This window comes from Labrys sp. 22185, assembly GCF_052045555.1.
Taxonomy (GTDB): domain Bacteria; phylum Pseudomonadota; class Alphaproteobacteria; order Rhizobiales; family Labraceae; genus Labrys; species Labrys neptuniae.
This window is the reverse complement of record NZ_JBQEPH010000016.1, coordinates 35,502-57,624: the sequence shown is the minus strand read 5'-3', so window position 1 is coordinate 57,624 and position 22,123 is coordinate 35,502. Positions and strand designations below refer to the sequence as shown.

General features: G+C 65.2%; 13 protein-coding genes. 8 read left to right on the top strand and 5 right to left on the bottom strand.

Features of this window, described 5'->3' with window-relative positions; genetic code table 11:
* Nucleotides 1-2: 2 nt before the first annotated feature.
* Nucleotides 3-1,181 carry an isochorismate synthase gene (locus tag ACTJKX_RS25280; RefSeq protein ID WP_440726924.1) on the bottom strand — a complete coding sequence of 393 codons (1,179 nt, stop codon included), beginning with the start codon at nt 1,179-1,181 and terminating at the stop codon, nt 3-5.
* A gap of 148 nt (nt 1,182-1,329) precedes the next feature.
* Between ACTJKX_RS25280 and ACTJKX_RS25275 the strand changes: the two genes are divergently transcribed.
* Both ACTJKX_RS25275 and ACTJKX_RS25270 read left to right on the top strand, forming a co-directional pair.
* Complete coding sequence (locus ACTJKX_RS25275) at nt 1,330-5,817, top strand: amino acid adenylation domain-containing protein (protein WP_440726923.1); 4,488 nt, start codon at nt 1,330-1,332, stop codon at nt 5,815-5,817.
* A 223-nt stretch (nt 5,818-6,040) separates the two neighbouring features.
* Nucleotides 6,041-7,405: a condensation domain-containing protein gene (locus ACTJKX_RS25270; RefSeq protein ID WP_440726922.1), complete on the top strand. Its 1,365-nt coding sequence runs from the start codon at nt 6,041-6,043 to the stop codon at nt 7,403-7,405.
* Between the two features lie 116 nt (nt 7,406-7,521).
* Here the strand turns inward: ACTJKX_RS25270 and ACTJKX_RS25265 are convergent, their stop codons facing one another.
* Nucleotides 7,522-9,846: a Tex family protein gene (locus ACTJKX_RS25265; protein WP_440726921.1), complete on the bottom strand. Its 2,325-nt coding sequence runs from the start codon at nt 9,844-9,846 to the stop codon at nt 7,522-7,524.
* 287 nt (nt 9,847-10,133) lie between these two features.
* Here ACTJKX_RS25265 and ACTJKX_RS25260 point away from each other — a divergent pair, with 287 nt between their 5' ends.
* The 5 genes from ACTJKX_RS25260 (at nt 10,134) to ACTJKX_RS25240 (ending at nt 17,847) form a co-directional block, all read left to right on the top strand.
* Nucleotides 10,134-11,435, top strand: a complete 1,302-nt coding sequence (locus ACTJKX_RS25260) for an extracellular solute-binding protein (protein WP_440726920.1) — start codon at nt 10,134-10,136, stop codon at nt 11,433-11,435.
* Nucleotides 11,436-11,610: 175 nt separating this feature from the next.
* Nucleotides 11,611-12,552, top strand: coding sequence for a carbohydrate ABC transporter permease (locus tag ACTJKX_RS25255; protein WP_440726919.1), 942 nt, complete (start codon nt 11,611-11,613; stop codon nt 12,550-12,552).
* Nucleotides 12,549-13,391 carry a carbohydrate ABC transporter permease gene (locus ACTJKX_RS25250; protein ID WP_311941199.1) on the top strand — a complete coding sequence of 281 codons (843 nt, stop codon included), beginning with the start codon at nt 12,549-12,551 and terminating at the stop codon, nt 13,389-13,391. The genes ACTJKX_RS25255 and ACTJKX_RS25250 overlap by 4 nt, the downstream gene beginning before the upstream one ends.
* 33 nt (nt 13,392-13,424) lie before the next feature.
* Nucleotides 13,425-16,445 carry an alpha-mannosidase gene (locus ACTJKX_RS25245; RefSeq protein ID WP_440726918.1) on the top strand — a complete coding sequence of 1,007 codons (3,021 nt, stop codon included), beginning with the start codon at nt 13,425-13,427 and terminating at the stop codon, nt 16,443-16,445.
* A gap of 178 nt (nt 16,446-16,623) precedes the next feature.
* A complete protein-coding gene (locus ACTJKX_RS25240; protein WP_440726917.1) occupies nt 16,624-17,847 on the top strand; it encodes an ROK family transcriptional regulator in 1,224 nt (407 codons plus the stop codon).
* A gap of 67 nt (nt 17,848-17,914) precedes the next feature.
* Here the strand turns inward: ACTJKX_RS25240 and ACTJKX_RS25235 are convergent, their stop codons facing one another.
* Nucleotides 17,915-18,991, bottom strand: coding sequence for an ROK family transcriptional regulator (locus ACTJKX_RS25235; RefSeq protein ID WP_440726916.1), 1,077 nt, complete (start codon nt 18,989-18,991; stop codon nt 17,915-17,917).
* Nucleotides 18,992-19,202: 211 nt separating this feature from the next.
* On the opposite strand from ACTJKX_RS25235, the gene ACTJKX_RS25230 reads away from it, so the two are divergent.
* Nucleotides 19,203-19,760 carry a sugar O-acetyltransferase gene (locus ACTJKX_RS25230; protein ID WP_440726915.1) on the top strand — a complete coding sequence of 186 codons (558 nt, stop codon included), beginning with the start codon at nt 19,203-19,205 and terminating at the stop codon, nt 19,758-19,760.
* A gap of 71 nt (nt 19,761-19,831) precedes the next feature.
* Here ACTJKX_RS25230 and ACTJKX_RS25225 read toward each other — a convergent pair whose 3' ends face one another.
* Nucleotides 19,832-20,305 carry an N-acetyltransferase family protein gene (locus ACTJKX_RS25225; RefSeq protein WP_440726914.1) on the bottom strand — a complete coding sequence of 158 codons (474 nt, stop codon included), beginning with the start codon at nt 20,303-20,305 and terminating at the stop codon, nt 19,832-19,834.
* 244 nt (nt 20,306-20,549) lie between these two features.
* A complete protein-coding gene (amaB, locus tag ACTJKX_RS25220; protein ID WP_440726913.1) occupies nt 20,550-22,106 on the bottom strand; it encodes an L-piperidine-6-carboxylate dehydrogenase in 1,557 nt (518 codons plus the stop codon).
* Nucleotides 22,107-22,123 lie beyond the last annotated feature (17 nt).

Here is a 22,123-nt window from a genome sequence, read left to right as displayed (position 1 = left end):
TGTCATGCCGCCAGGCCGCAGGCGTTGAGCATGGTCTTCAGCTTGGTCTGGGTCTCGGCCCATTCGGCCTCGGGCTGCGACGCCTCGACGATGCCGGCGCCGGCAAACAGGCGAACGACTTCCCGCTCGACGATACCGCAACGCAGGGTGACGACCCATTCCCCGTCGCCCCGGCTGTCGCACCAGCCCACCATGCCTGTGAACAGGCCGCGCTCGAAAGGCTCCACGAAACGAATGAGCTTGTGGGCCTGGTCGGTGGGTGTGCCGCAGACGGCCGGTGTGGGGTGCAGGCGGCAAGCCAACTGCAGCGCGCTCATCTGCGGATCGATGAGCCGGCCATGCAGCCGCGTGGACAGGTGCCACAGCGCGGCGGTGCTGATCACGGAAGGGGAGTCCGGAATCACCAGTTCGGCGCAATGCGGTTCGAGCACGCGGCGGATGTCATCGATGACCACGCGGTGCTCGTAGAGATCCTTCGGCGATCGCAGCAGGGCATCGGCGGCGGCCTGATCGGCTTCCGGGAAGGGCTGGCGCCGCGCCGAGCCGGCCAGCGGATTGGAAACGAAGCGATCGCCCTCCTTCTGCAGCAGCAGTTCCGGGCTGACGCCGATCAATTCCCCGCCATCGGGCAGCGGCACGCGGAACTGATAGCCGCTGGTGTTCTGCATGCGCAGGCTGTCGAGCAGGCCATCCACGTCCACGGATCCGGCAAACCGCAATTCGCGCATGACCGACAGCACGACCTTGCGAATGTCGCCATGACGAAAGTTCAGGATCGCCTGTTCGACCGCCTTCTTGAAGCCGGGCTCGTCGGGAATGCTGCGTTGGTCGAGCAAGGCCGGCAGCCGGTCCGTGCTACCAGCGGTTCGGGGCGCTCGGCGTTCCCGCCATTCATAGACCTGCGGCACATAGAGGCAGGATGGCTCGCGCATGTCGAAGGGAATGGCCCCCATCACGATAGGGTTGTCCTGGCCCTCGGCCCGCGCCTCGTCCAGCGCCTGGCGCACGCTGCGCTGGAACTGGCTGGCCCAGTCCTCGCCCCCGCGGGCAGGCATGCTGATCAGCCGACGCGGCCCGAAGGAGCGCAGCTCTCTGCTTCCGGTACTGAATAGTAAATTGCTACCGCTTGCCGAGGAGATAGTTTTCTCATCAGAATACATTGAAACGGCCCCAGCCTGCATAACTACTGCCCTTATTGTAATTCCTATAATCAGGATTTGTGCTCTTTTGAATGGTTCTTTACTGCACACTATATTTTCAACATGTGCGATTGACCATTAAATTTACATGATTATATTTCAGGTTGATTGTCAATATCGTGAATTTGAGATGAGAGAACTAACCATAATGCAGGCCGCCTACTGGGTAGGGCGGCAATCCGCTGCCGCGATGGGTGGCGTCGCGGCGCATCTCTATGCGGAATTCGATCACCAGGGGCTGGACGTGGGAACGCTGCGGCGGGCGGTGGAACGTCTCGGCGAAATGCATCCGATGTTGCGCCTGCGCGTCAGCGCCGACGGCCTGCAGGCTGTGGATGGCGACGGCCCGGTGCTGGAGGTCGATGATCTCAGCACCCTCGGTGAGGAGGCCGTCGCCAAGGCGCTGTCGGCCAAGCGTCAGGCCAAGACCAGCCAGAGCCTGCCCATTCATCTCGGCCGGGTCTGCGACCTCAGCCTGAGCCTGCTGCCGGGCGATCGCTGTCGCCTGCACGTCGACACCGACATGATTGCCGTCGATCCCCAGAGCTTTCGCCGGCTGATGGAAGATCTGGCCCGCTTCTATGAGGATAGCGATATGCCGGGCCAGCCGCGGCAGGCCTCCTATTTCGACTATCTGACCCGTATGGAGGCGGATGGTGAGCTGGCGGCCCGGCGCGAGAGAGACCGGGAATGGTGGCGCTCCCGCCTCTCCGAGATGCCGCCTGCCCCCGCCTTGCCCTCTCCCGAGGAGCCACAGGCAGGGATATGCAGCGATCGCCTTGCCGCGCAGCTCGGTCCATCGGAGCGGCAGGCGCTGACCCGGACGGCCCGGCGGCATCACCTGACCCTTTCAACCCTGATGCTCGGGCTTTTCGCCGCCGTGCTCGGGGCAAGCACGCCATCCCGGCGCTTCCGCCTGAACGTGCCGATGTTCCATCGCCTGCCCTATGCAGATGGCGTGGATGAGATGATCGGCGAGTTTTCCAATCCGTTGATCCTGCCGGTTACCCGCGTCGCAGGTGAGTCGGTCGAACATCTGTGCCGGTGCATCGGGGCCGAGATGACCCAGGCGATCTCGCATGCCGCCTATCCGGGGCCGAGCATCATGCGTGATCTCTCGCGCCTTAATGGCGAGGTGCAGCTTGCGCCCGTGGTCTTCACGGCAGGCCTCGATCTTCGTGGCGAGCTGTTCTCGGATCGGGTCACCCGGACCTTCGGCGCCATGGGCTTTGTGATTTCGCAGGGACCCCAGGTCGCGCTCGATGCACAGGTCGTCTCGGCCTATGGCGGTATCCTGGTCAATTGGGACGTGCGCCTGGACGCCATTCCCGAGGCCTGGGTCAAGGCGATGTTCGAGACCTATCTCGCCTGCGTGAGACATGTTGCAACCGTGCCCGAAGCCTTGAGCCAGCCCGTCGAAGCTGTGTTGGCCGCCTGCGTCGAAAGCAAGCCTGCCACCATCAGTCACACCGCCCGCCCCGCGGCTCCCGAGGAACCTCGTTCAATGGCTCATTCTTCAGCTCCCGAAAGGGCGCTCACCCCCTTGCAGCGCGCCTATCTCCTCGGCCGCGGCGACCAGTTCCCACTCGGTGGCGTCGCCATGCAGGAATTTCGCGAATATCGCGGCAAGCTGGCTATCGACGAATTCAAGACCCGTCTGCACGCCCTCGTGCGTACTGTGCCCTGCCTTCGCAACCGCATCGACGCCGAGAACCTGACCCAGCACGTCGATGACGAGGCGAGGCTCAATCTCGATGAGATCGACCTGCGCGGCCTGCCAGCGGCCAAGGCCTGGGAGAGGATCGACGCCATGCGGGAGAGCTATGCGCACCATCTGCATGATCTCAGCCTGCCACCCTGGCACATGCTGGTGTTCCACCTTCCCCAGCCGCAGTCCGGGGAGGGGAGTTACCATTCCCATGTGGTGTTCGCCCGTTTCGACGCCCTCGTCGTGGACGGCCGCTCGATCGCTACGATCCTGCGTCAGCTGTTTGGCTCGGCTCCCCTCGCAACGAGCTCCCTCCTGGCGCCGGCGGCAGACCGGACGCTGTCGGCACAAGCCGAGCGAGAGGCGGATGCGGCCTATTGGACGCGCAAGCTGGAAACCGCCTCCGAACCGCCGCGGCTGCCCTGGAAGCGTCCCCTGGCCGAGATCAGGGCCTCCCGTTACGAACGCCGGAGCGTGACCGTGCCGCGGGACGATTTCGTCAAGCTGACCAAGGTCGGCGCTGCCCGAACGCTCTTCCGCCATTCCGTACTGACGGCGGTGATCCTTGAAACTCTAACACATTGGACAAGCGAGGGGGGGCTCTGCGTCGGCGTTCCCGTTGCCCTGCCGACGGGGCCGATGGGCAATGATTCCACCTTCATCGTTGTCGACTATCGGGCCGGGGAGGGCACTTTCGACGACCGTGCCCGGCGACTGCAGGCCGACACGCTCGAAGGCCTGGAGCACCTTGCCTTCTCGGGCGTCGATATCAACAGGGTCCTGATCAACCGCCATTCCGAAGGGCCGGCCCTGCCGGTGGTCGTCACCAACGGACTGTCCTGGGAAACGCTGGCCGAGGACAGCCCGGTGCGCCTGCATGGCGGTGTAACGCAGACACCGCAAGTGGCGATGGATATCCGGATGTCGATGGACGAACACAGGAACCTGGTCCTGTGCATCGATCATGCCCGCGAAGCCATCGACGGTACGGTGGTCGAGGCTATTCTGGAGGCCATGGCCAGGGCGATTGCAGCGGTCGGCCTGCGTGGCGAACTCGTCCTGCCGGCCGGCGATGTCCTCGACCTCAGCCATTACAGCCATAATGACAAGCCGACAAACCTGGCGCCTGCCGGCTTCCTTGCCCGCATCGCCGCGCATCTGTTCGGAGGCACCATCGCCAAGGATGCCCTGATCTGCGGCGAACGACGGATCTCCTATGCCGAACTCGGCGACCATGTTTCGCGCATCATGGCAGGCCTGCGCGAGCGCGGTCTCAGCCGGGGAGAGGTGGTGGCGGTCTGCCTTCCGCGCAGCCCCGAGCATGTCATGGTCACGCTCGCCTGTTCCCTCCTGGGGTTGGTCTGGGTCCCCATCGATGTGGGATCGCCGCCGGACCGTGTCGGCTATCTCCTGCAGAACTGCCGGGCGGCGCTCGTGGTCGGCCTCAGTCTCGCACGCGGCATCGAGGCCTTGCCCGTCGAGGCGCTACTCTCAGCCGAGGTGGCAGCAGACGGGCGGGCCGCACCGGGATTCTTGAACGAACTGTCCGCCAGCGAGGACGCTGCCTATTATCTCTATACCTCAGGCACGACCGGCAAGCCCAAATGCGTTGTCGTTGCCAACAGGGCGACCTGGAACGTCATCGATCACACGCTGCAATTCTGGGGCATCGGCGCCGAAGATGTCTTCATCTCCGTCACGCCGCTGCATCACGACATGTCGGTGTTCGATATTTACGGGGCCCTGTGTGCCGGCGCGAGCCTGGTCTTGCCGGCCATTGGCGAGGAGAGGGACGCCATTGGCTGGAACCGGCTGGTCGAGCAACACCGGGTTTCCGTGTGGTGCTCGGTTCCCGCCATCCTGGAAATGCTGCTCGCCTGCCAGCGCGGCGAACAGCTGAAGTCGCTTAGGCTGATCGCGCAGGGCGGCGACTACATCAAGCCGACGGTGATCGAGCAGTTGCGTCGTACCCACCCCGCCACCAGGCTGATCTCGCTGGGCGGGCCGACCGAGACGACCATCTGGAGCATCTGGCACGAGATCGGCCCGGATGATACCGCAATCATTCCCTATGGGCGTCCCTTGCCGGGCGTGAGCTATTTCGTGCTCGACGAACAGGGCGAACACTGTCCGCCCCATGTGGTTGGTCGCATCCATACGGCCGGCGTGGCCGTCGCGCGCGGCTATCTGGAAGATGGCGGGCTCAGCCAGAACGACTTCGTCTCCATCTCCGCCGAGGACGGGCGGCAGGTTCGGGCCTTCAGGACGGGCGACCGCGGCTTTTACCGGCCTGATGGCACCTTGATTTTCGCCGGCCGGGTCAATGGCTATGTCAAGATTCGCGGTGTCCGGGTTTCGCTGCCCGACATCGAGAATGAGCTCGCAGCCCATGGCTTGATCAAGCATGTCCTGGTTGTCGACTATCCCGTCGGCGACGCTGGCGAACTGGCGCTGGCGGCGATCTATGTGAGCGAGGCGGGATCCGGGCTTCCCGTCGGGGAGCTGCGCGCCTTCGCGCGCCAGCGTCTGCCCGAGACCCATGTTCCCATTCGCTTCCTTCGCGTGGAGGCCCTGCCGCTCTCGGCCAATGGCAAGCCGGACCGCAACCGCGCCAGGCAGATCCTGCTCGGATCGGACGCAGCCGAAGGTGGCGGGAACGGTGCAATTCGCCCGGTTCCGGCATCGCCGTTCTCCAGCGGGCGCATCCTCGACATCTATCTCAGCGTGCTCGGTAAAGCGCGTCAGGATGGCCACGACGAGGGAGCGGATTTCGTGTCGATGGGCCTGCTGCCGTCGCATCTGAAGACCGTCGCCGGCCGTATCAGCGGCGAGTTCGGCGTGAGCCTGACCCCGGCGCACCTGCTGCGCTGCCGCAATGCAAGGCAGGTCGAAGCGTTGCTGGCTCGATGACCTTGCGGACCCGGATACCTCTTCCCGGGACTCGCGGAAAAAAACCGATGGGTCATCCCCGGCGAACCACGAAGGGGTGAGGGAAGGGGATCCGGACGCCAACGGGCACCATATGCAGCTCTGGATCCCCTTCTCCTCGCCCTCTCTCGCTTCGCTCGCGAGCGGCTCAGCCGGGGATGACTGGGCACCTATTTCTGAATGCACACTGACCTTGGATTTTTCGATGCCGATAGAAGACACCCCCCTCGACTGGATGAAGCTGACACCGCCCCAGTTGGATTTCTGGGAAGAGTTCAGCTTCCATCCCGACCAGCCGCTCTCCACCGTCGCCCATTATCTCGACATTGAGGGGCCAGTCGACGTTTCGGCCCTTTGCCGGGCTATTGCCCGCACCGTGCATGAAGCCGATATCCTCGCGGCTAGCTTTGCGGTTGCCCGGAGTGACGGGTTGCCGCGCCAGCGCCTCGACCCGCGGCGCCTGCCCGAGGTCAAGCAGAACGACCTTACCGACCGCCAGGATCCGGCGCGGGCGGCCATGGGCCTGATGCAGGCCGACATTCGCGCAAAGCTCGACCTCACGCGTCACCCGCTTTCGGCGCAATGGCTGCTGCGCATCGGCGAGAACCGCTATTATTGGTACATCCGCGCCCATCACATCATCCTCGATGGCTTCGGTCTCACCTTGATCGAGCAAAGATGCGCGCAGCTCTATGCCCATTTGCTGGGTCATGCCGACGCCGGGCGCCCCTTCGATCGCTTTGCCAGTTTCCTGGCCGAGGAAGAGGCCTATCGCACCGGTCCGCGCTTCGCCGAGGATCGCCGGTTCTGGCAGGACTATCTCGCCGGTCCCGGTTCGCTGCCGGTGGTGGACAAGGCCGGCGAGGGCTACGGAGCGGAGGGCCTGCAATCGCATGACAGGCTGCCGGACGATCTCGGCCGTATCCTGCGGCAGAGCGCGACCGAACTGGGCATCGCCTGGCCGGATCTACTGGTCCTGCTGACCGGCCTGTATCTCCTGCGCCATGGCTCGGAGCAGGAAAGGGGCGGCAAAGGGCGGATGACGCTATGGCTGCCCTTCATGAGCCGCTGGGGTAGCGTGGGCGCCAACATACCCGCCATGCTCTTGAACATCCTGCCGTTCCGCCTCGCCGTCAGCGGGGAGGAGCCGCTGGCGGTCCTGCTGAAGAGAGGAGCCAAGGACCTGCGCCGCCAGCGCGCGCATGGGCGCTACCGTATCGAGCATATTGCCATCGATTGTGGCCTGCCCGCGGGCTCGCGCTTCTTCTTTGCGCCGCTCGTCAACGTGCTGCCATTCGACCAGCCCGAATTCGCAGGTTGCCGGACAAGGCGCCACGTGCTGGCCAGCGGCACCGGGGAGGGCTTCAGTGTGACCTATCGGGCCGAGGACGATGCCGGTGCGCTCATACTCGAACTCGATGCGGATTCAGCCATCACCGGCCATGATGCTTTCGAACGCCATTGCTTCCAGCTGCCGGTCTTTCTCCGCCAAGCCCTGGCGCCGCAGACACGGTCCCGCCCGGCGGGAGAGCTCTATGGCGAGGCCATGCCGATCGCCAAGGCCGGATAGCAGGCGCCGGCTCTTACCCTCCCCTGGAGGGGGAGGGTAAAGAGTTGGCATTCCCTCACAGCTCATGCTGGCACCTATGAGCAGGGGTGCTTGCGTTCTCCCAGCAAGAGGAACCCTCAACGCTTCTTCAGCGCCTCGGCCAAGGCTGCACCGAAAGCGCCCCGTGCAGCCGGCTTGTCGGGCCGGCCCTGATTCTGCCGAGATGGATTGGGCCTGGCCTTGTCGTCGCGCCTTGCGGGCTTGTCGGAATCCGACTGGCCGTCCCGCCGCATCGACAGGGCAATACGCTTGCGTGGGATGTCGACCTCGACGACCCGCACCTTCACGACGTCGCCGGCCTTCACCACTTCATGCGCATCCTTGATGAAACGATCGGCCAGTTGCGAGACATGCACGAGGCCATCCTGGTGCACGCCGATGTCGACGAAGGCCCCGAAGGCGGCGACATTGGTGACCGTGCCTTCCAGGAGCATGCCGGGCCTGAGGTCCTTGATGTCATCGATGCCGTCGGCAAAAGTCGCCGTCTTGAATTCGGGCCGGGGGTCGCGGCCGGGCTTGTCCAGCTCGGCGATGATGTCGCGCACCGTCGGCAGGCCGAAGCGTTCGTCCACGAAAGCCTGTGGATCGAGCTTTCGGAGGGCGGCGCTGTCGCCCATCAGCGCGCGCACGTCGCGCCCGCAGGCGGCGACGATCTTCTTGGCCACGCCATAGGCTTCCGGATGCACGGAAGAGGCATCCAGTGGCTCGCTGCCATTGGGGATGCGCAGGAAGCCGGCGCATTGCTCGAAGGCACGCGGGCCGAGGCGGGAGACCTTGAGCAGATCCTTGCGGCTGGCGAAGGGACCGTTGGCATTGCGATGCACCACGATTCCCTCGGCGAGCGAGGCGCCAAGGCCAGAGACGCGGGCGAGCAGCGAGGCCGAGGCGGTGTTGAGGTCGACGCCGACGGCATTGACCGCGTCCTCCACCACCCCGTCCAGCGAGCGGGCCAGGCGATATTGGTCGACATCGTGTTGATATTGCCCGACGCCGATCGATTTCGGCTCGATCTTGACGAGCTCCGCCAGCGGGTCCTGCAGCCGCCGGGCGATCGAGACCGCCCCGCGCAGCGAGACGTCGAGATCGGGAAATTCGGCAGCGGCCGTCGCCGAAGCCGAATAGACCGAAGCACCCGCCTCGCTGACGATGACCTTGAGCGGCTTGGGCGCCGGCAGGGCGGCGAGCATCTCGACCACCAGCTTTTCCGTCTCGCGGCTGCCGGTACCGTTGCCGATGGCGATCAATTCGACATTGTAGCGGCGGACGAGGGCGGCGAGTTCGGCCTGGGTGCCGCGCACATCGTTCTTGGGCGGGAAGGGGTAGACGGTGGTGGTGGCCAGAAGCTTGCCGGTGCCGTCGACGATCGCGACCTTCACGCCCGTGCGAATGCCGGGATCGAGGCCCATGGTGGCGCGGGAGCCGGCGGGGGCCGCGAGGAGCAGGTCCTTGAGGTTGCGCGCGAAGACCCGGATCGCCTCTTCCTCGGCCCGTTCGCGCAGATCGCCCATCAGGTCGACATAAAGGTGCAGGGAAAGCTTGACGCGCCAGGCCCAGCCGACGACCTCCATCAGCCAGCGGTCACCGGGAAGGCTGCCCGCAATCGCATAGGCTTGGGCGATCATGCGCTCCACCGGCTTCACCGCCGAGGCATTGTCGGCGTCGACCTCGATGTCGAGCGACAGCACCTCCTCGTTGCGGCCGCGCAGCATGGCGAGGGCGCGGTGGCTGGGCACGCCCGACCATTTCTCGATATGGTCGAAATAATCGGAGAACTTTGCGCCGGCCGCCTGCTTGCCGTCGATGACGCGGGCGCGCAGGAAGGCCTGCTCCTTCATATAGCTGCGCAGTCGTCCGACCAGTTCGGCATTCTCGCTGAAGCGCTCGACCAGGATGTCACGCGCGCCTTCCAGGGCCACCTTGGCGTCGGGGACCTCGTCGCCGAGATAGGCCGCCGCAAGCTCCGCGGGCACAGCCGCCCGGTCGGCCAGGATGGCCTCGGCGAGCGGCCCCAGCCCGCGCTCGCGGGCGATCTCGGCCTTGGTGCGCCGCTTGGGCTTGTAGGGCAGATAGATGTCTTCAAGTTCCGCCTTGGTGGCGGCAGCGGCGATCTTGGCCTCGAGCGCGTCGTCGAGCTTGCCCTGCTCGCGGACGGAGGAAAGGATGGTCTCGCGCCGGGCCTCGAGCTCGCGCAGATAGGCGAGGCGTTCGGCGAGATCACGCAACTGCGTATCGTCGAGCCCCCCGGTCACCTCCTTGCGGTAGCGGGCAACGAAGGGGACGGTAGCGCCTTCGTCGAGCAGGGCAACGGCAGCCGTGACCTGCTGCGGCTTGGCGCCGATCTCGGCCGCAATGATCGTGGCCAGGCGCAGGCTGGCTCCGGTGGCGTGTTGCTTGCCGTTCATGCGCTCCTCGCTCGACAATGAGTCGCGTACCATAGGCAAGGTGGCGCGGGATCGCCATGCCCGCGATCGGGGCGCAATGCTTCTCCACAGCCAGCCGATCTCGGATCGCGCCTCTCTTTCTATCAGCTTCTCAACCACCCGACGCCGATGGCCTGCACCACGTTGCGCGATTTCCCGAACAAGCTTGCCTCAATAAAATCGATGTGATTTATTCTTCCCGCGTCACTGCGCCACCATGAGGCGGAACCGATCCGCCCGATCGAGGAAACACCCCAGGGAGAAACAAGATGCGCAAGCGTCTGGTTACCGCGTTGCTCGCCTCGGCCGTTGCCTTCGCAACCGCCTCGTCACAGGCCGAAGACCTCGTCACCAAGAGCCGGATCGGGCCGGCCGATGCTCCGAAATCGCTGACCTTCCGGCTGACGGGCGACGGGCCCGACAGCACCGACCCGGTCTGGGCGGAGGGCTACAAGAAGCTGTTCGGCGACTTCATCCAGCGCCATCCTGGCTGGAAGATCGAGCTCGAACGCATGTCCGACAATATCGGCCAGGAGCAGGCCCGCATGCTCGAACAGGCCAAGGCCGGTCGGGGTCCCGATTGCGCCGCGGTCGATTCCTTCGTGCTGGCCCTGTTCATCGGTGCCGGCGTGCTCAAGCCGCTCGACGCCTATTTCACCAAGGACGAGGTCAACGATCTCTTCCCCTTCGTGCGCCAGGGCATCACCGGCAAGGACGGCAAGATCTATGCCTGGTGGTGGGATACCGATCTGCGCGTGCTCTACCGCAAGAAGGACGTGGTGCCGGAGGCCCCCAAGACCTGGGACGAATTGAAGGCGGCGGCTCTCGCTTCCAAGGAGAAGGGCATGGAGGGCCTGCTCTTCAATGCCGGGCGCTGGGAGGCCACCACCTTCGACTGGCTCGCCAATTTCTGGAGCCAGGGCGGCAAACTCGTCGACGACAGCGGCAAGCCCGTTTTCGCGGAGGGCGAGAACCGCGAGAAATTCCTCAAGGCTGTCAAATACTTCAAGGATCTTGTTGATTCCGGCGCGGCGCCCAAGCGCGTCACCACCATCATGAACTATGACGAGTTGAACGCCGCCGCTGCAGCCGGGACGACGGCCTTGTTCATCGGCGGCAACTGGCAATATGGCCAGCTCAAGACCATTCTCGAGCCGGAAGCCTTCGAGCAATGGACCTTCTCGGAGATTCCGGGACCGACCGCCGGGCAGAATGCCACCGGTACCGGCGGCTGGACGGTCGGAGCCTTTGCCAACGATCCGGAGAAGGTCGCCATGTGCGCGGCCATTGCCAAGGAAGTCTATTCGGGGCTGGGCAACGCCCTGCAGCAGCAACTGCCGACCTCCAAGGCGCAATATGACAAGTTCGACGTCTTCAAGACCAAGGCGAACAAGGCCTTTGCGGCGGCACTCACCCATGGCCAGGCCCGGCCGGGCGTATCGATCTATGCGGAAATCTCGAACCAGATCCAGGTGATGATGGGGGATGTGCTGGCCGGCACCAAGACGCCCGAAGCGGCGCTCGATGCCGCCAATGCCGCCGTGCAGGCAGCCTATACCCGGCAGAAGTGAGGCAGGTCTGTCTTCTCCCCTTGTGGGAGAAGGTCCCGGCAGGGGGATGAGGGGAGATCCGCAACCTTTGGGATTTCGCCGACACCCCTCAGGGGCACCTTCTCCCGCAAGGGGAGAAGGCTGGTTGCGCCTTTATTGGACTTGGCCGAGTAGCGGTAGACAGGAGAGGGACGCCATGTCGACGACCAGGGCCGCCATCGCCGCCGTGCCGCGCCGCCAGCGCGGGCTCGGCCTGGCCGGGCGGATCGACACCAATCCCTTCTCCTGGCTGGCGCCGGCCGTGCTGCTGCTTGCCGCCTTCTATCTCTACCCGATCATCGACGTCTTCCGCCTGTCCCTGACCAATGCGACGCTGCTCAGTTCCGAGGAGCGTTACACGCTCGACACGCTCTACGCCATGCTCGGCAATGCTGCGCTCGGCGATATCCTCCTCACCACCTTCGTCTTCTGTGCGGCGAGCGTGATCGGCCAGCAGGCGGTCGGCTTCGGGATCGCTTTGGTGGTGGTGCGTGGCGAGCGCCGCCGCCTGCCCGGCATGACGGTGATCCGCACCATCGTGCTGATCGCCTGGGTCATACCCGGCATCGCCAATGGCCTGATCTGGCAGATGCTGTTCTCCGAGGCCCCGTTCGGCGCGGTCAACAGCGTGCTCCGCATGCTGCATATCGCCCCGGTGGCCTGGCTGTCCGATCCCGCCAATGCGATGATTTCGGCCATCATCTCCAATGTCTGGCGCGGCACGGCCTTTTCGATGATCGTCTTCTACGCCGCGCTCAAGGGCATCGATCCTACGCTCTACGAGGCGGCCAATGTCGACGGCGCCAATGGCTGGCAGAAATTCCGCTTCGTCACCCTGCCGATGATGCGCAGCGCCATCCTGGTCAATTCGATCCTGATCACCATCCAGACGCTCAACACCTTCGACGCCATCATCTCGCTGACCGGTGGCGGGCCGGGGCGGGCGACGGAAGTGCTCTCGCTCTTCACCTACAACACCGTCTTCCGCAATTACGACCTCGCCGGCGGCAGCATGCTCTCCGTGCTGATGCTGGCGATCAGCCTGGCGTTGGCCCTGTTTTACGCCGCTTTCCTGCCGCGCTGGGAGGATCGGACATGAAGGGCGAGCGCCGCGAGAAATGGGGCGATGTCGCCACCTATATACTGGCCGTGCTGATCGCCGCCTTCTTCCTGACGCCTCTCCTGTGGCTGCTGTCGCTGGCGCTGCGCTCGCGCCAGGAGGTGTTTCTGGGGGCAGCCCGCTTCATCCCCAAGCGCCCGACGCTCGCCAATTTCGAGCAGGTGCTGAGCGACCCCGCCTTCCTGGTCTATCTGTGGAACGGGTTGAAGCTCTCGGCGCTCGGGGGGCTCGGCTGCCTCGCAGTGGCAGCGCCGGCCGCCTATGCCTTTTCACGCTTCTGGTTCACCGGCCGCTCGGCCCTGATGATGGCGATCCTCGCCTTCCAGATGGTCTCGCCCCTCGTCATCCTCGTACCGCTCTATCGCTATATGAGCGATCTCGGCCTGCTCAACAGCCATTTCGGCGTGATCATGGTCTATATCGCCGTGGGCATTCCGATGTGCACCTGGCTGCTCAAGAGCGCCATCGACGCCATCCCGCGCGAATTGGAGGAGGCGGCCGCCATCGATGGCTGCAGCCGCTTCGGCATCTTCTGGCGCATCACTTTGCCGCTGATCACGCCCGGCATCGCCTCCGCCTTCATCCTGATCATGATCCTCAACTGGTCGCAGTTCCTGATCCCCTTCCTGCTGCTCAACAAGGATCCGCAACTGCCGATCGCGGTGGCGATCTTCAATTTCGCCGGCACCTCCAACGCCTCCACCACCCAGGTGCTGGCAGCCGCCTGCCTGGTGGCGGTGGTGCCGGCCATCATCGCCTTCGTGGCGCTGCAGCGCATGGTGGTGGGAGCGCTGACTGCCGGAGCAGTTAAAGGTTAGATCATAACATATTGTTTTATCTAGGAGTTTAAGATGTCTCTTACGATCCAGCAGCGGATCGCCCGCCTCGATGTCCGTGTGCTCGAGCTCGGCTTCTGGCGCGAGCGCGAGAAGGTCGCCATCGAAGGCTGGACCTTCAATGGGGAACCTATCGCTCTCGGTGCCGACTGGCCGAGGCGCGACGGCGTTGTGCATTTCGCGGCCAAGGCGGAGGTGCCCCAGTCCTGGCCGCTGGAGGAGATCCGCCTGATCCTCGATCTCGGCGGCGAGAGCCTGGTCACGCTGACGAGCGAGGCCGGACAGAAGCGCTACGGCCACGATCCCTACCACCAGGAATATCCGGTGCCCGGCCGGCGCTTCTCGATCGAGGCGGACAGCGTGGCCCGGCTGCCTTTCGGCGAGCCCGTGCCCGAGCCACGCCTAGCGGCGGCACGCCTGGCGCGCATCGAACCCGCCGTTCACAGGTTGCGCCTGCTGCTCAAGCAGGTGTCCGAGGTGGCGCACGTCCTGGGTGAGCATGAAGTCGTGCCGCATCTGGTGGGCGCGGCCGAGCGCACCTTCGCGACCCTCGACTGGCCTTCGGCCACCTCGGACTATGTCGCGCGCATGGGCGACTACACCCAGCAGCGCTCGATCTGGCAGTTGCCGGCCCTGAAATCGAACCCCGACGGCCTGCGGCAGGACCATCGCGCCAGCGTGGCGGCGGCGCATGATGCGCTCGTCGCCGAATTGCACGCCCTCAAGGTCCGCTTTCCCCAGCAGGGCAAGCTCGGTATCACCGGCCATGCCCATATCGATCTCGCCTGGCTCTGGCCCTATGACGAGACGCGGCGCAAGGCGCGCCGCACCTTCCACACGGCCCTGCGCCTGATGGAGCAGTTCCCGAGCTTCGTCTTCAATCAGTCCACGGCCGCCTATTACGCCCAGATCGAGGAGGACGATCCGGCGCTGTTCGCCGATATCGTCGCGGCGGTGAAGAAGGGCCAATGGGAAACCATCGGCGGCATGTGGGTCGAGCCCGATACCAACATGCCGACGGGCGAGAGCTTCGTGCGCCAGATCCTCTACGGCCAGCGCTACTTCCAGCGCCAGTTCGGCGTGCGCCATCGCGTCTGCTGGCTGCCGGATTGCTTCGGCTTCTCGCCGGCCCTGCCGCAACTGCTCAGGCAGGGCGGCATGGATTCCTTCTTCACCATCAAGGTGAACTGGTCGGAGACCAATCGCTTCCCGCACGACCTCTTCTTCTGGGAAGGCCTCGACGGCAGCCGGGTGATCGCCCACACCTTCGACAATCCGCTGCATGGCTATAATGGCTCGACCGAGCCGGCAGCCGTCATCCCGACCTGGAAGAATTTCCGCCGCAAGGACATCCATGACGAAAGCCTGCTCGCTGTCGGCTATGGCGATGGCGGCGGCGGCACCACGCCGGAAATGCTGGAGCGCCAGACCCAGCTCGCCGATTTCCCGGCGATCCCGGCACTCAGGCCGGTCCGGGTCGAGGACTTCTACGCCCGTATACACAATGAAGTGCCTGTAGAAAAAATCCCGGTCTGGTCGGGCGAGATCTATCTCGAACTGCACCGGGCCACGCTGACCACGCAAAGTCACACCAAAAAGCTGCACCGCCACGCCGAGAGGGCCCTGATCACGGCAGAGACCGTCGCCTCGCTGGCGGCACTGCTCGGCGGCCCTCTGCCCGACAGCCTGGAGCCGGCCTGGCACAAGGTGCTCAAGAACGAGTTCCATGACATCCTGCCGGGCTCCGGCATTCGCGAGATCTACGAGGATGCCGAGCGCGAGCTCGGCGAGGCGCTGGCGACGGGCCGCCAAGCGCAGGAGGCCGGGCTCAAAGCCATGGCGGCGCAGCTTCCCAAGAGCGGGTCGGCGGATGTGCTGGTGGTGGTCAATCCCGACCTTCATGCGCGGCCCATCCGCTGCGAAATCGACGGCGCTCCCCTTGCGCCGGAAGGGACGCTGCCTCCTCTGGGCATCGCTGTGCTCGATCGTGCCGGACTGGTGCCGACCTCGGGCCTCATGGTCTCGAAGACCTGCCTCGAAAACCGCTTCGTGCGGGTTACCCTCAATGGCGACGGCACGCTCGCCAGCCTTTACGACAAGCGTGCAGGGCGCGAGGCGCTGGCCGGCCGCGGCAACCAGCTCTGGGCCTATGCCATGGACAAGCCGCGCAACTGGGATGCCTGGGACATCGAGGACGACTACACTGCCAATGGCCAGGAACTGACGGCGGTGGAGGCGATCGAAATCGTCGAGACCGGTTCGCATCGCGTCGCCGTCAGGATCGTCAGGCGCTTCCGCGACTCCACCATCAGCCAGACCCTGCGGCTGTGGGCGAACTCGCCGCGCCTGGAAATCAGGACCGATATCGATTGGCATGATCGCCGCGTGCTGCTCAGGACCCTGACGCCGGTGGCGGTGCGCTCGGACTTCGCCACTTTCGAATGCGCCTTCGGCGTCGTAGGGCGTTCGACCCGCGACAACACCTCTTGGGAGAGCGCCCAATATGAGGTGCCGGCCCATCGCTTTGCCGATCTGTCGGAGCCCGGTTTCGGCGTCGCCATCCTGAACGACGCCAAATATGGCCACAGCGTAAAGGGTAACGTGTTGGGGCTGAGCCTGGTGCGTGCGCCCATCTATCCCGATCCGCTGGCCGATGAGGGCGAGCAGAGCTTCACCTATGCGCTCCTGCCGCACCAAGGCAGCTGGCACGAGGGCGGCGTGCGCGAGGAGGCGCTCGATCTGAATCAGCCGGTGCTGGCGCTCGCCGCCACCGGCCTGCAGCCCGGATCGCACCAGCCGCTCGCCGTCGAGGGCATCGTGGCCGGGCTTGGCGGTCTCAAGCGGGCGGAAGAGGGTGGGGGGCTCATTCTGCGCGTCTATGAGCCCGCCGGCGCCCGCGGTGCCTTCGCTGTCAGACCGGTCGCGGGCTGGCGGCTCGGCGAGGCCGTCGACATCCTCGAAGAGCCGGTGTCGCGGGCCGATGGCCCGGATCTCAAGCCCTTCGAGGTGCGCAGCTGGGTGCTGAAGAGGGAGTAACTTTCCGGGAGGGCGGACGTCCCTACGATACTCAAGTGAGTGTCGGACGATCCGCCTTCTCTTCATCGAGCGTCCCGTTTTCAAGAGCGGGCGACGACGCCCGCGCTCCCAGGAGAATGCCCGCGCCGAGCGCCACGGTTGACAAGATGGGATAGCGTGCGGCTTGATCGGTCCGGATATGAAATCCTCCCTCCTGCCGGGCGAGCTTGCCGGCTCCAATTCCGGCCACGCCGCCAGCCACAACCAGGCTGTGATCCTGCGCACCATCCGCTGGAGCCAGCCGATTTCGCGCACCGAGCTGGCGCGTCGTTCCGGCCTCAGCAAGCAGGCGGTCGCCCGCATCACCGAAAAGCTGCTCGATGACGGGCTGATTATCGAGGCACGCCGGCGCTACGGCATGCGCGGGCAGCCGGCGATCGAGCTGGAGATCAATCCCGAGGGCTGCTTTTCGGTGGGCATCGGCCTCGGGCGCGACCATCTCACGATCGTCGCCGTCGATGCGCTCGGCACGGTGCGTGACCGGCTGCATCGGGAGGTGCGCTATCTCCTGCCCGACGCCTTCTTCGCCGAGGTGAAGGAGGCTCTCAAGACCTTCCGGCGTCGCCATGCCATCGACGAGAACAAGCTGGTCGGCATCGGCATCGCCATTCCCGACCTCCTGGGCGAGATTCCCTTCATCGGCATGCCCGAGGCCTATTCCATCTGGGAAGAGACGGATATCCGCGCCCGCTTTGCCGCCTTCACGGAACAGCCTGTCTTCATCGACAATGACGCGACGGCCGCAGCGATCGGCGAGCTCACCTATGGGCTCGGCGTGGAGATCCGCAGCTTTTTCTATATCTTCATCGGCGCGGGGCTGGGCGGGGGCATCGTGCTCGACGGCGCCTGCTATCACGGGTCCAGCGGTATCAGCGGGGAAATCGGCTGGCTGCCGATCTCGCCGGCAGGGGGGCGGGAAGGCGACGGTGTGCAGCCGCTCGGCCAGCTCGTCTCGCTGCTGCAGCTCTACGACTTTCTGGCCCGGCACGGCATCGCCGTCACACAGCCCCAGCAATTGCTGGGGCTCGACGAGCGTGGCAAGGATCTGGTGTTGATCTGGCTGCGCATGGCGGCCCGGCATCTGGCCGAGGCGGCCATCGATATCGGCCTCCTGATCAATCCCGATGCGGTATTGATCGGCGGGCGCCTGCCGATGACCCTGATGGACAAGCTGCTGCTCTTCGTCCACGAGGAACTTGCCCGCGATCCCAGGCCAACGCCACCGGTCTATCGCGCCGGCGGCTCCGAGGATGCCGCGGCGCTCGGAGCGGCAACCATGCCGCTCGCCCATGCCCTCCGGCTGGAAGCGGCCGATCCGGCACAGCGGACGCGTTCGCCGTTGCGGGCCCGCGATCTTCGCTGAGAGCGATCCTTGTCGCAGCGTCCTTGCCCAAAACCGCTGCCTCTTTTTCGGCAGTCTATTTAACGCATTAACGCAGCTGGAAGGCCCGGCGCATGTCGGGCAGCAGAATGTCGAGGAAGGGGATCGCCGCGATCCCCTGCACCACGCCCTGATCAGACAATGTGCTGCAGCGGATTTCCGGCAGCCAGAAAGGATGTGTCGGGTCGATCATCCGGCTTCGGCGCAGCATCTGCAGGCGTGCCGCAAGCGCTTCCAGCAGCGACGTCGGCAAGCGACCACCCACCACGATCAGGCGCGGACCGATGAAGGCGGCCATGGCGATGATCATGTCGGTGAGATGCTCGGCGGCCTCGTCGAGCCATTGTTGCACTGCGGCTTCCGACAAATCGTAGCTGGTCAGGCGGCTGGTCGTCGCCACCTCGTCGAGATAACGCCCATCGCGGCCGGTGCGCATCAGCCCGACTAGGCCCGCCTTGTGCTCGGCGCCATCGAAGATGGTGCCGCCGATGATCATGCCGGCCCGCACGGTCGAGCCGAGCAGGATGAAGACGAAACTGTCATCCGCCTTGGCGGCACCGCCCTGCCGCTCGCCGATGGCCGCGGCGACGGTGTCGCGTTCCACGATGGCGCGATAGGGTGAGAGGGCAGCCCTGATCAGCTCGGTCTGCTCTCCGGCCGTCAATCCGATGCCGTGAAGGCGACCGCCGGGCGCCACCTGCGACAGGCGGCCGACGGCCTTGCGGATCCAGCCGGCGGTTTCCGTCGCATCGCCGACGGGGCCGTCCTCGGTAAAGAGCGGCGTGCCGGCAAGATCGGTGGCAATCAGCCGCGCGCATGCGCCGGCAAGATCGACGCCGATCGACACGGCACCGCCTGGCCGGATTGCAAAGCGGGTGGAGCGCGCCGAACTATGGGTCTCGATCAGACGGTCGCCCGTCAGGCGGCGCAGGATGTTGGCGATGCCAGGCACGGTGAGGCCGGTAACATGGGCGAGTTCGAGCCGGGTCATTGCGCCGCCGCGCCGCAAAGCCTCCAGAGTGACGCGCAGATTGTGATCCGCCGCCTGCACCAGATTGAAGCCCGAGGTCTGGTCGCGCCTTTCGGGAAAGCGCGCGGGAAGCGGGGGGCTGCGATCGATCGGCATACTTCTTCGTCAAAGGTCGCTCGGGATGAGGCTGCGTGAACGATAACCTATCGGCGCCCGCCAGGGCAGGGCCGGTTTATGGGAGAGGGCCAAATCCATACGGGTTCTCACTTAAACCGGCCGCAAGAACCCTGGCGTTATCGTCATCGAATCGTGGCGCGGCCGCCATGTGTCGAACGCTCACTCGACCGTGTCCGAAGGAAAACAGCCAATGGCGCACGATGATCGCACCAAGATCATTTCCAGAAGAACGCCTGAATCAGCGGCCATGCTGGCAAGCGTCCAGCGGGCGATGGCGATCACGGCGGCTCTCAACCGCTTGACGTTCAACGATGCGGATGAGGTCCGGACGCTGTTCGGCGACCTCATCGGCCGGAAGGTAGACGACAGCTTCGTGCTGATCCCGCCATTCTACACGACCGGCGGGACGGACATCTGCGTCGGGCGCAACGTTTTCATCAATCAGAACTGTACGTTCTACGACCTTGGCGGTCTGGATATTGCCGATGATGTGATGATCGGCCCGAATGTAAGCATTCTCACGTCCAGCCATCCCCTCGAGCCTTCGCAACGGCGCGCCTCCGTCATCGCAAAGCCCGTTGCGATTGAGAGAAATGTCTGGATCGCTGGCGGCGTGACGATCATCGGCGGGGTGACGATCGGCGAAAATTCGGTTGTTGCGGCGGGTTCTGTGGTCACAAGGGACGTGCCCCCGAATACGCTCGTCGCAGGCAATCCGGCCAGGGTCATTCGTTCGATCGGCGACTGAGCGTGCGTCCACGGGGATGCTCACGGGTTCCAGCATCGCGAAACGCCCCGCAAGACGGCCATTGGGGCCGATCAGTCCCCGCGAGAGGCGCCGGCCTGCAAGGCAGCCTGGGGACTGCGGATGAAGAGCCAGGAGCCGATCCCGTCGGTCCCACCACCTTGTTCGTCCTCCAGCCAGCCGCATTTGCGATAGAAGTTTCGCGCCACCTGGTTGCGGGTCTGGCATTTCAGCGACAGGGCCGGGCCGTATTGCCTGACGGCCTCGCCGAGCAAGGCGGCCCCGACGCCGCAGCCGGCGAGGTCGGGATCGACATAGAGGTGATGCAGGAAATTCTCAGGCATGTAGACGGCGGCGAAGCCGGCGACCTGGTTGCGCGCCTCGGCCACCAATATTCTTTCTCCCTTCGTGACCTCATCGAAACCAGGGCCGTCGAAGACGGGCCAATCGGCCCAGTAGAAGGCCTGGCGGCCGGCCTTGGACAGGATTCGGGCGCAAGGCTCGCGGTCGGTGGCGCTGAAATCGCGGATGATGACGTTGATCGGCACGCGATCCTCCCGTCTGGAGCGATCATTGGGGCGGGTTACTTTCGCCAACCCTGGAGCAGATGCGTTCGAGCGCAAGCCTTGCCCGCGCTCTTGCACCTTGTTTCAGGCGTCTTCGCGATTCCCACCGATTCCGTCAAACCGCAACCGAACCAGGAGAGGAGGCAGCCATTGCCGGGGCGGAACCGTGATCCGGCGCGCGGGACAAAAGCCCCGCGACATCCGCACATCCCTGTTCATGGCAGTCTCACTCGACGTCGAACTTCACGCCCTGGGCGAGCGGCAGGGTGCGGCCGTAATTGATGGTGTTGGTGGCCCGGCGCATATAGGCCTTCCAGGCGTCCGAGCCGGACTCGCGCCCGCCGCCGGTTTCCTTCTCGCCGCCGAAGGCACCGCCGATCTCGGCCCCGGAGGGGCCGATATTGACATTGGCGATGCCGCAATCGGAGCCGCGCGCCGACAGGAAGGTCTCGGCTTCGCGCAGGTCGTTGGTGAAGATGGAGGAGGACAGGCCCTGCGGCACGTCGTTATGGAGTTCCAGCACCGTGTCGAGATCGCTGTATTCCATCACATAGAGGATGGGGGCGAAGGTCTCTTCCAGCACCGGGCCGACCTGTCCGGGCATTTCCACCAGGGCCGGCGCGACGTAATAGGCATCCTGCAGGCCGAGATCGACGCGATCGCCGCCATGCACGCTGCCGCCCGCTTCCTTCGCGGCGACGAGAGCCTTCTGCATGGCCTTGAAGGCGGCTTCGTCGATCAGCGGCCCGATCAACGTGCCGGCTTCCAGCGGGCTGCCGATCGAGACCGAGGCATAGGCGCGCTTTAGGCGCGGCACCAGGGCCTCATAGACGCTGTCATGCACGAAGAGGCGGCGCAGGCTGGTGCAGCGCTGGCCGGCCGTGCCCATGGCCGCAAAGGCGATGCCACGCAAGGTGAGGTCGAGATCGGCCGAAGGGCAGACGATGGCGGCATTGTTGCCGCCGAGCTCCAGGATGGAGCGGGCGAAGCGCTGGGACAGGCGCGGCCCGACCGCCCGGCCCATCGCGGTGGATCCGGTGGCCGAAACCAGGGGAACCTTGGGGTGGTCGACCAGGAGTTCGCCGATGCTACGGTCGCCGGCGAGTACGCTGATGAGGCCTTCCGGCGCGGCATCGCCTTCGGCCGCGAAGCGGGCCAGGGCGCGCTCGACCAGCGCCTGCGTCGCCAGGGCGACCAGCAGGGTCTTCTCGGAGGGTTTCCACACCACGGCATTGCCGCAGACCAGAGCGAGGGCCGCGTTCCACGACCAGACCGCCGCCGGGAAATTGAAGGCCGAGATCACCCCAGCGACGCCGAGGGGGTGCCAAGTCTCCATCATGCGATGGTCGCCGCGCTCGGTGGCGATGGTGAGGCCGTAGAGCTGGCGCGACAGGCCGACGGCGAAGTCGCAGATGTCGATCATCTCCTGGACTTCACCCAGGCCCTCGGAAGCGGTCTTGCCGACCTCGATCGAGATCAGACGGCCGAGCGCAGCCTTGTGGGCGCGCAACTCCTCGCCGAGCAGGCGTACGAACTCGCCGCGACGGGGAGCGGGCACGTTGCGCCAGGTGCGGAAGGCCCGATGGGCGGCTTCGATGCGCGCCAGCGCCTCCTCGGTACCGATGGCCGGCACGGCAGCCAGGGTTTCGCCGGTGATCGGCGAGCGGGCTGGAAGGCTGCCGCCGGTATAGAGTTCACGCCTGACGCCGATCTGGTCGAGCAGCGCGATGGTATCGGCGGTGACGGACAAAGGCGTGGCAGAGCTGCGAAGCGGGGCGTTCATCGGGTGTCTCCAAGTCT

Coding starts and splice junctions, on each gene's coding strand:
- ACTJKX_RS25255 (WP_440726919.1), top strand. CDS start 11,611: ATGTCGACGACCAGGGCCGCCATCGCCGCCGTGCCGCGCCGCCAGCGC.
- ACTJKX_RS25235 (WP_440726916.1), bottom strand. CDS start 18,991: ATGCCGATCGATCGCAGCCCCCCGCTTCCCGCGCGCTTTCCCGAAAGG.
- ACTJKX_RS25265 (WP_440726921.1), bottom strand. CDS start 9,846: ATGAACGGCAAGCAACACGCCACCGGAGCCAGCCTGCGCCTGGCCACG.
- ACTJKX_RS25270 (WP_440726922.1), top strand. CDS start 6,041: ATGCCGATAGAAGACACCCCCCTCGACTGGATGAAGCTGACACCGCCC.
- amaB (WP_440726913.1), bottom strand. CDS start 22,106: ATGAACGCCCCGCTTCGCAGCTCTGCCACGCCTTTGTCCGTCACCGCC.
- ACTJKX_RS25240 (WP_440726917.1), top strand. CDS start 16,624: ATGAAATCCTCCCTCCTGCCGGGCGAGCTTGCCGGCTCCAATTCCGGC.
- ACTJKX_RS25280 (WP_440726924.1), bottom strand. CDS start 1,181: ATGCAGGCTGGGGCCGTTTCAATGTATTCTGATGAGAAAACTATCTCC.
- ACTJKX_RS25275 (WP_440726923.1), top strand. CDS start 1,330: ATGAGAGAACTAACCATAATGCAGGCCGCCTACTGGGTAGGGCGGCAA.
- ACTJKX_RS25230 (WP_440726915.1), top strand. CDS start 19,203: ATGGCGCACGATGATCGCACCAAGATCATTTCCAGAAGAACGCCTGAA.
- ACTJKX_RS25245 (WP_440726918.1), top strand. CDS start 13,425: ATGTCTCTTACGATCCAGCAGCGGATCGCCCGCCTCGATGTCCGTGTG.
- ACTJKX_RS25260 (WP_440726920.1), top strand. CDS start 10,134: ATGCGCAAGCGTCTGGTTACCGCGTTGCTCGCCTCGGCCGTTGCCTTC.
- ACTJKX_RS25250 (WP_311941199.1), top strand. CDS start 12,549: ATGAAGGGCGAGCGCCGCGAGAAATGGGGCGATGTCGCCACCTATATA.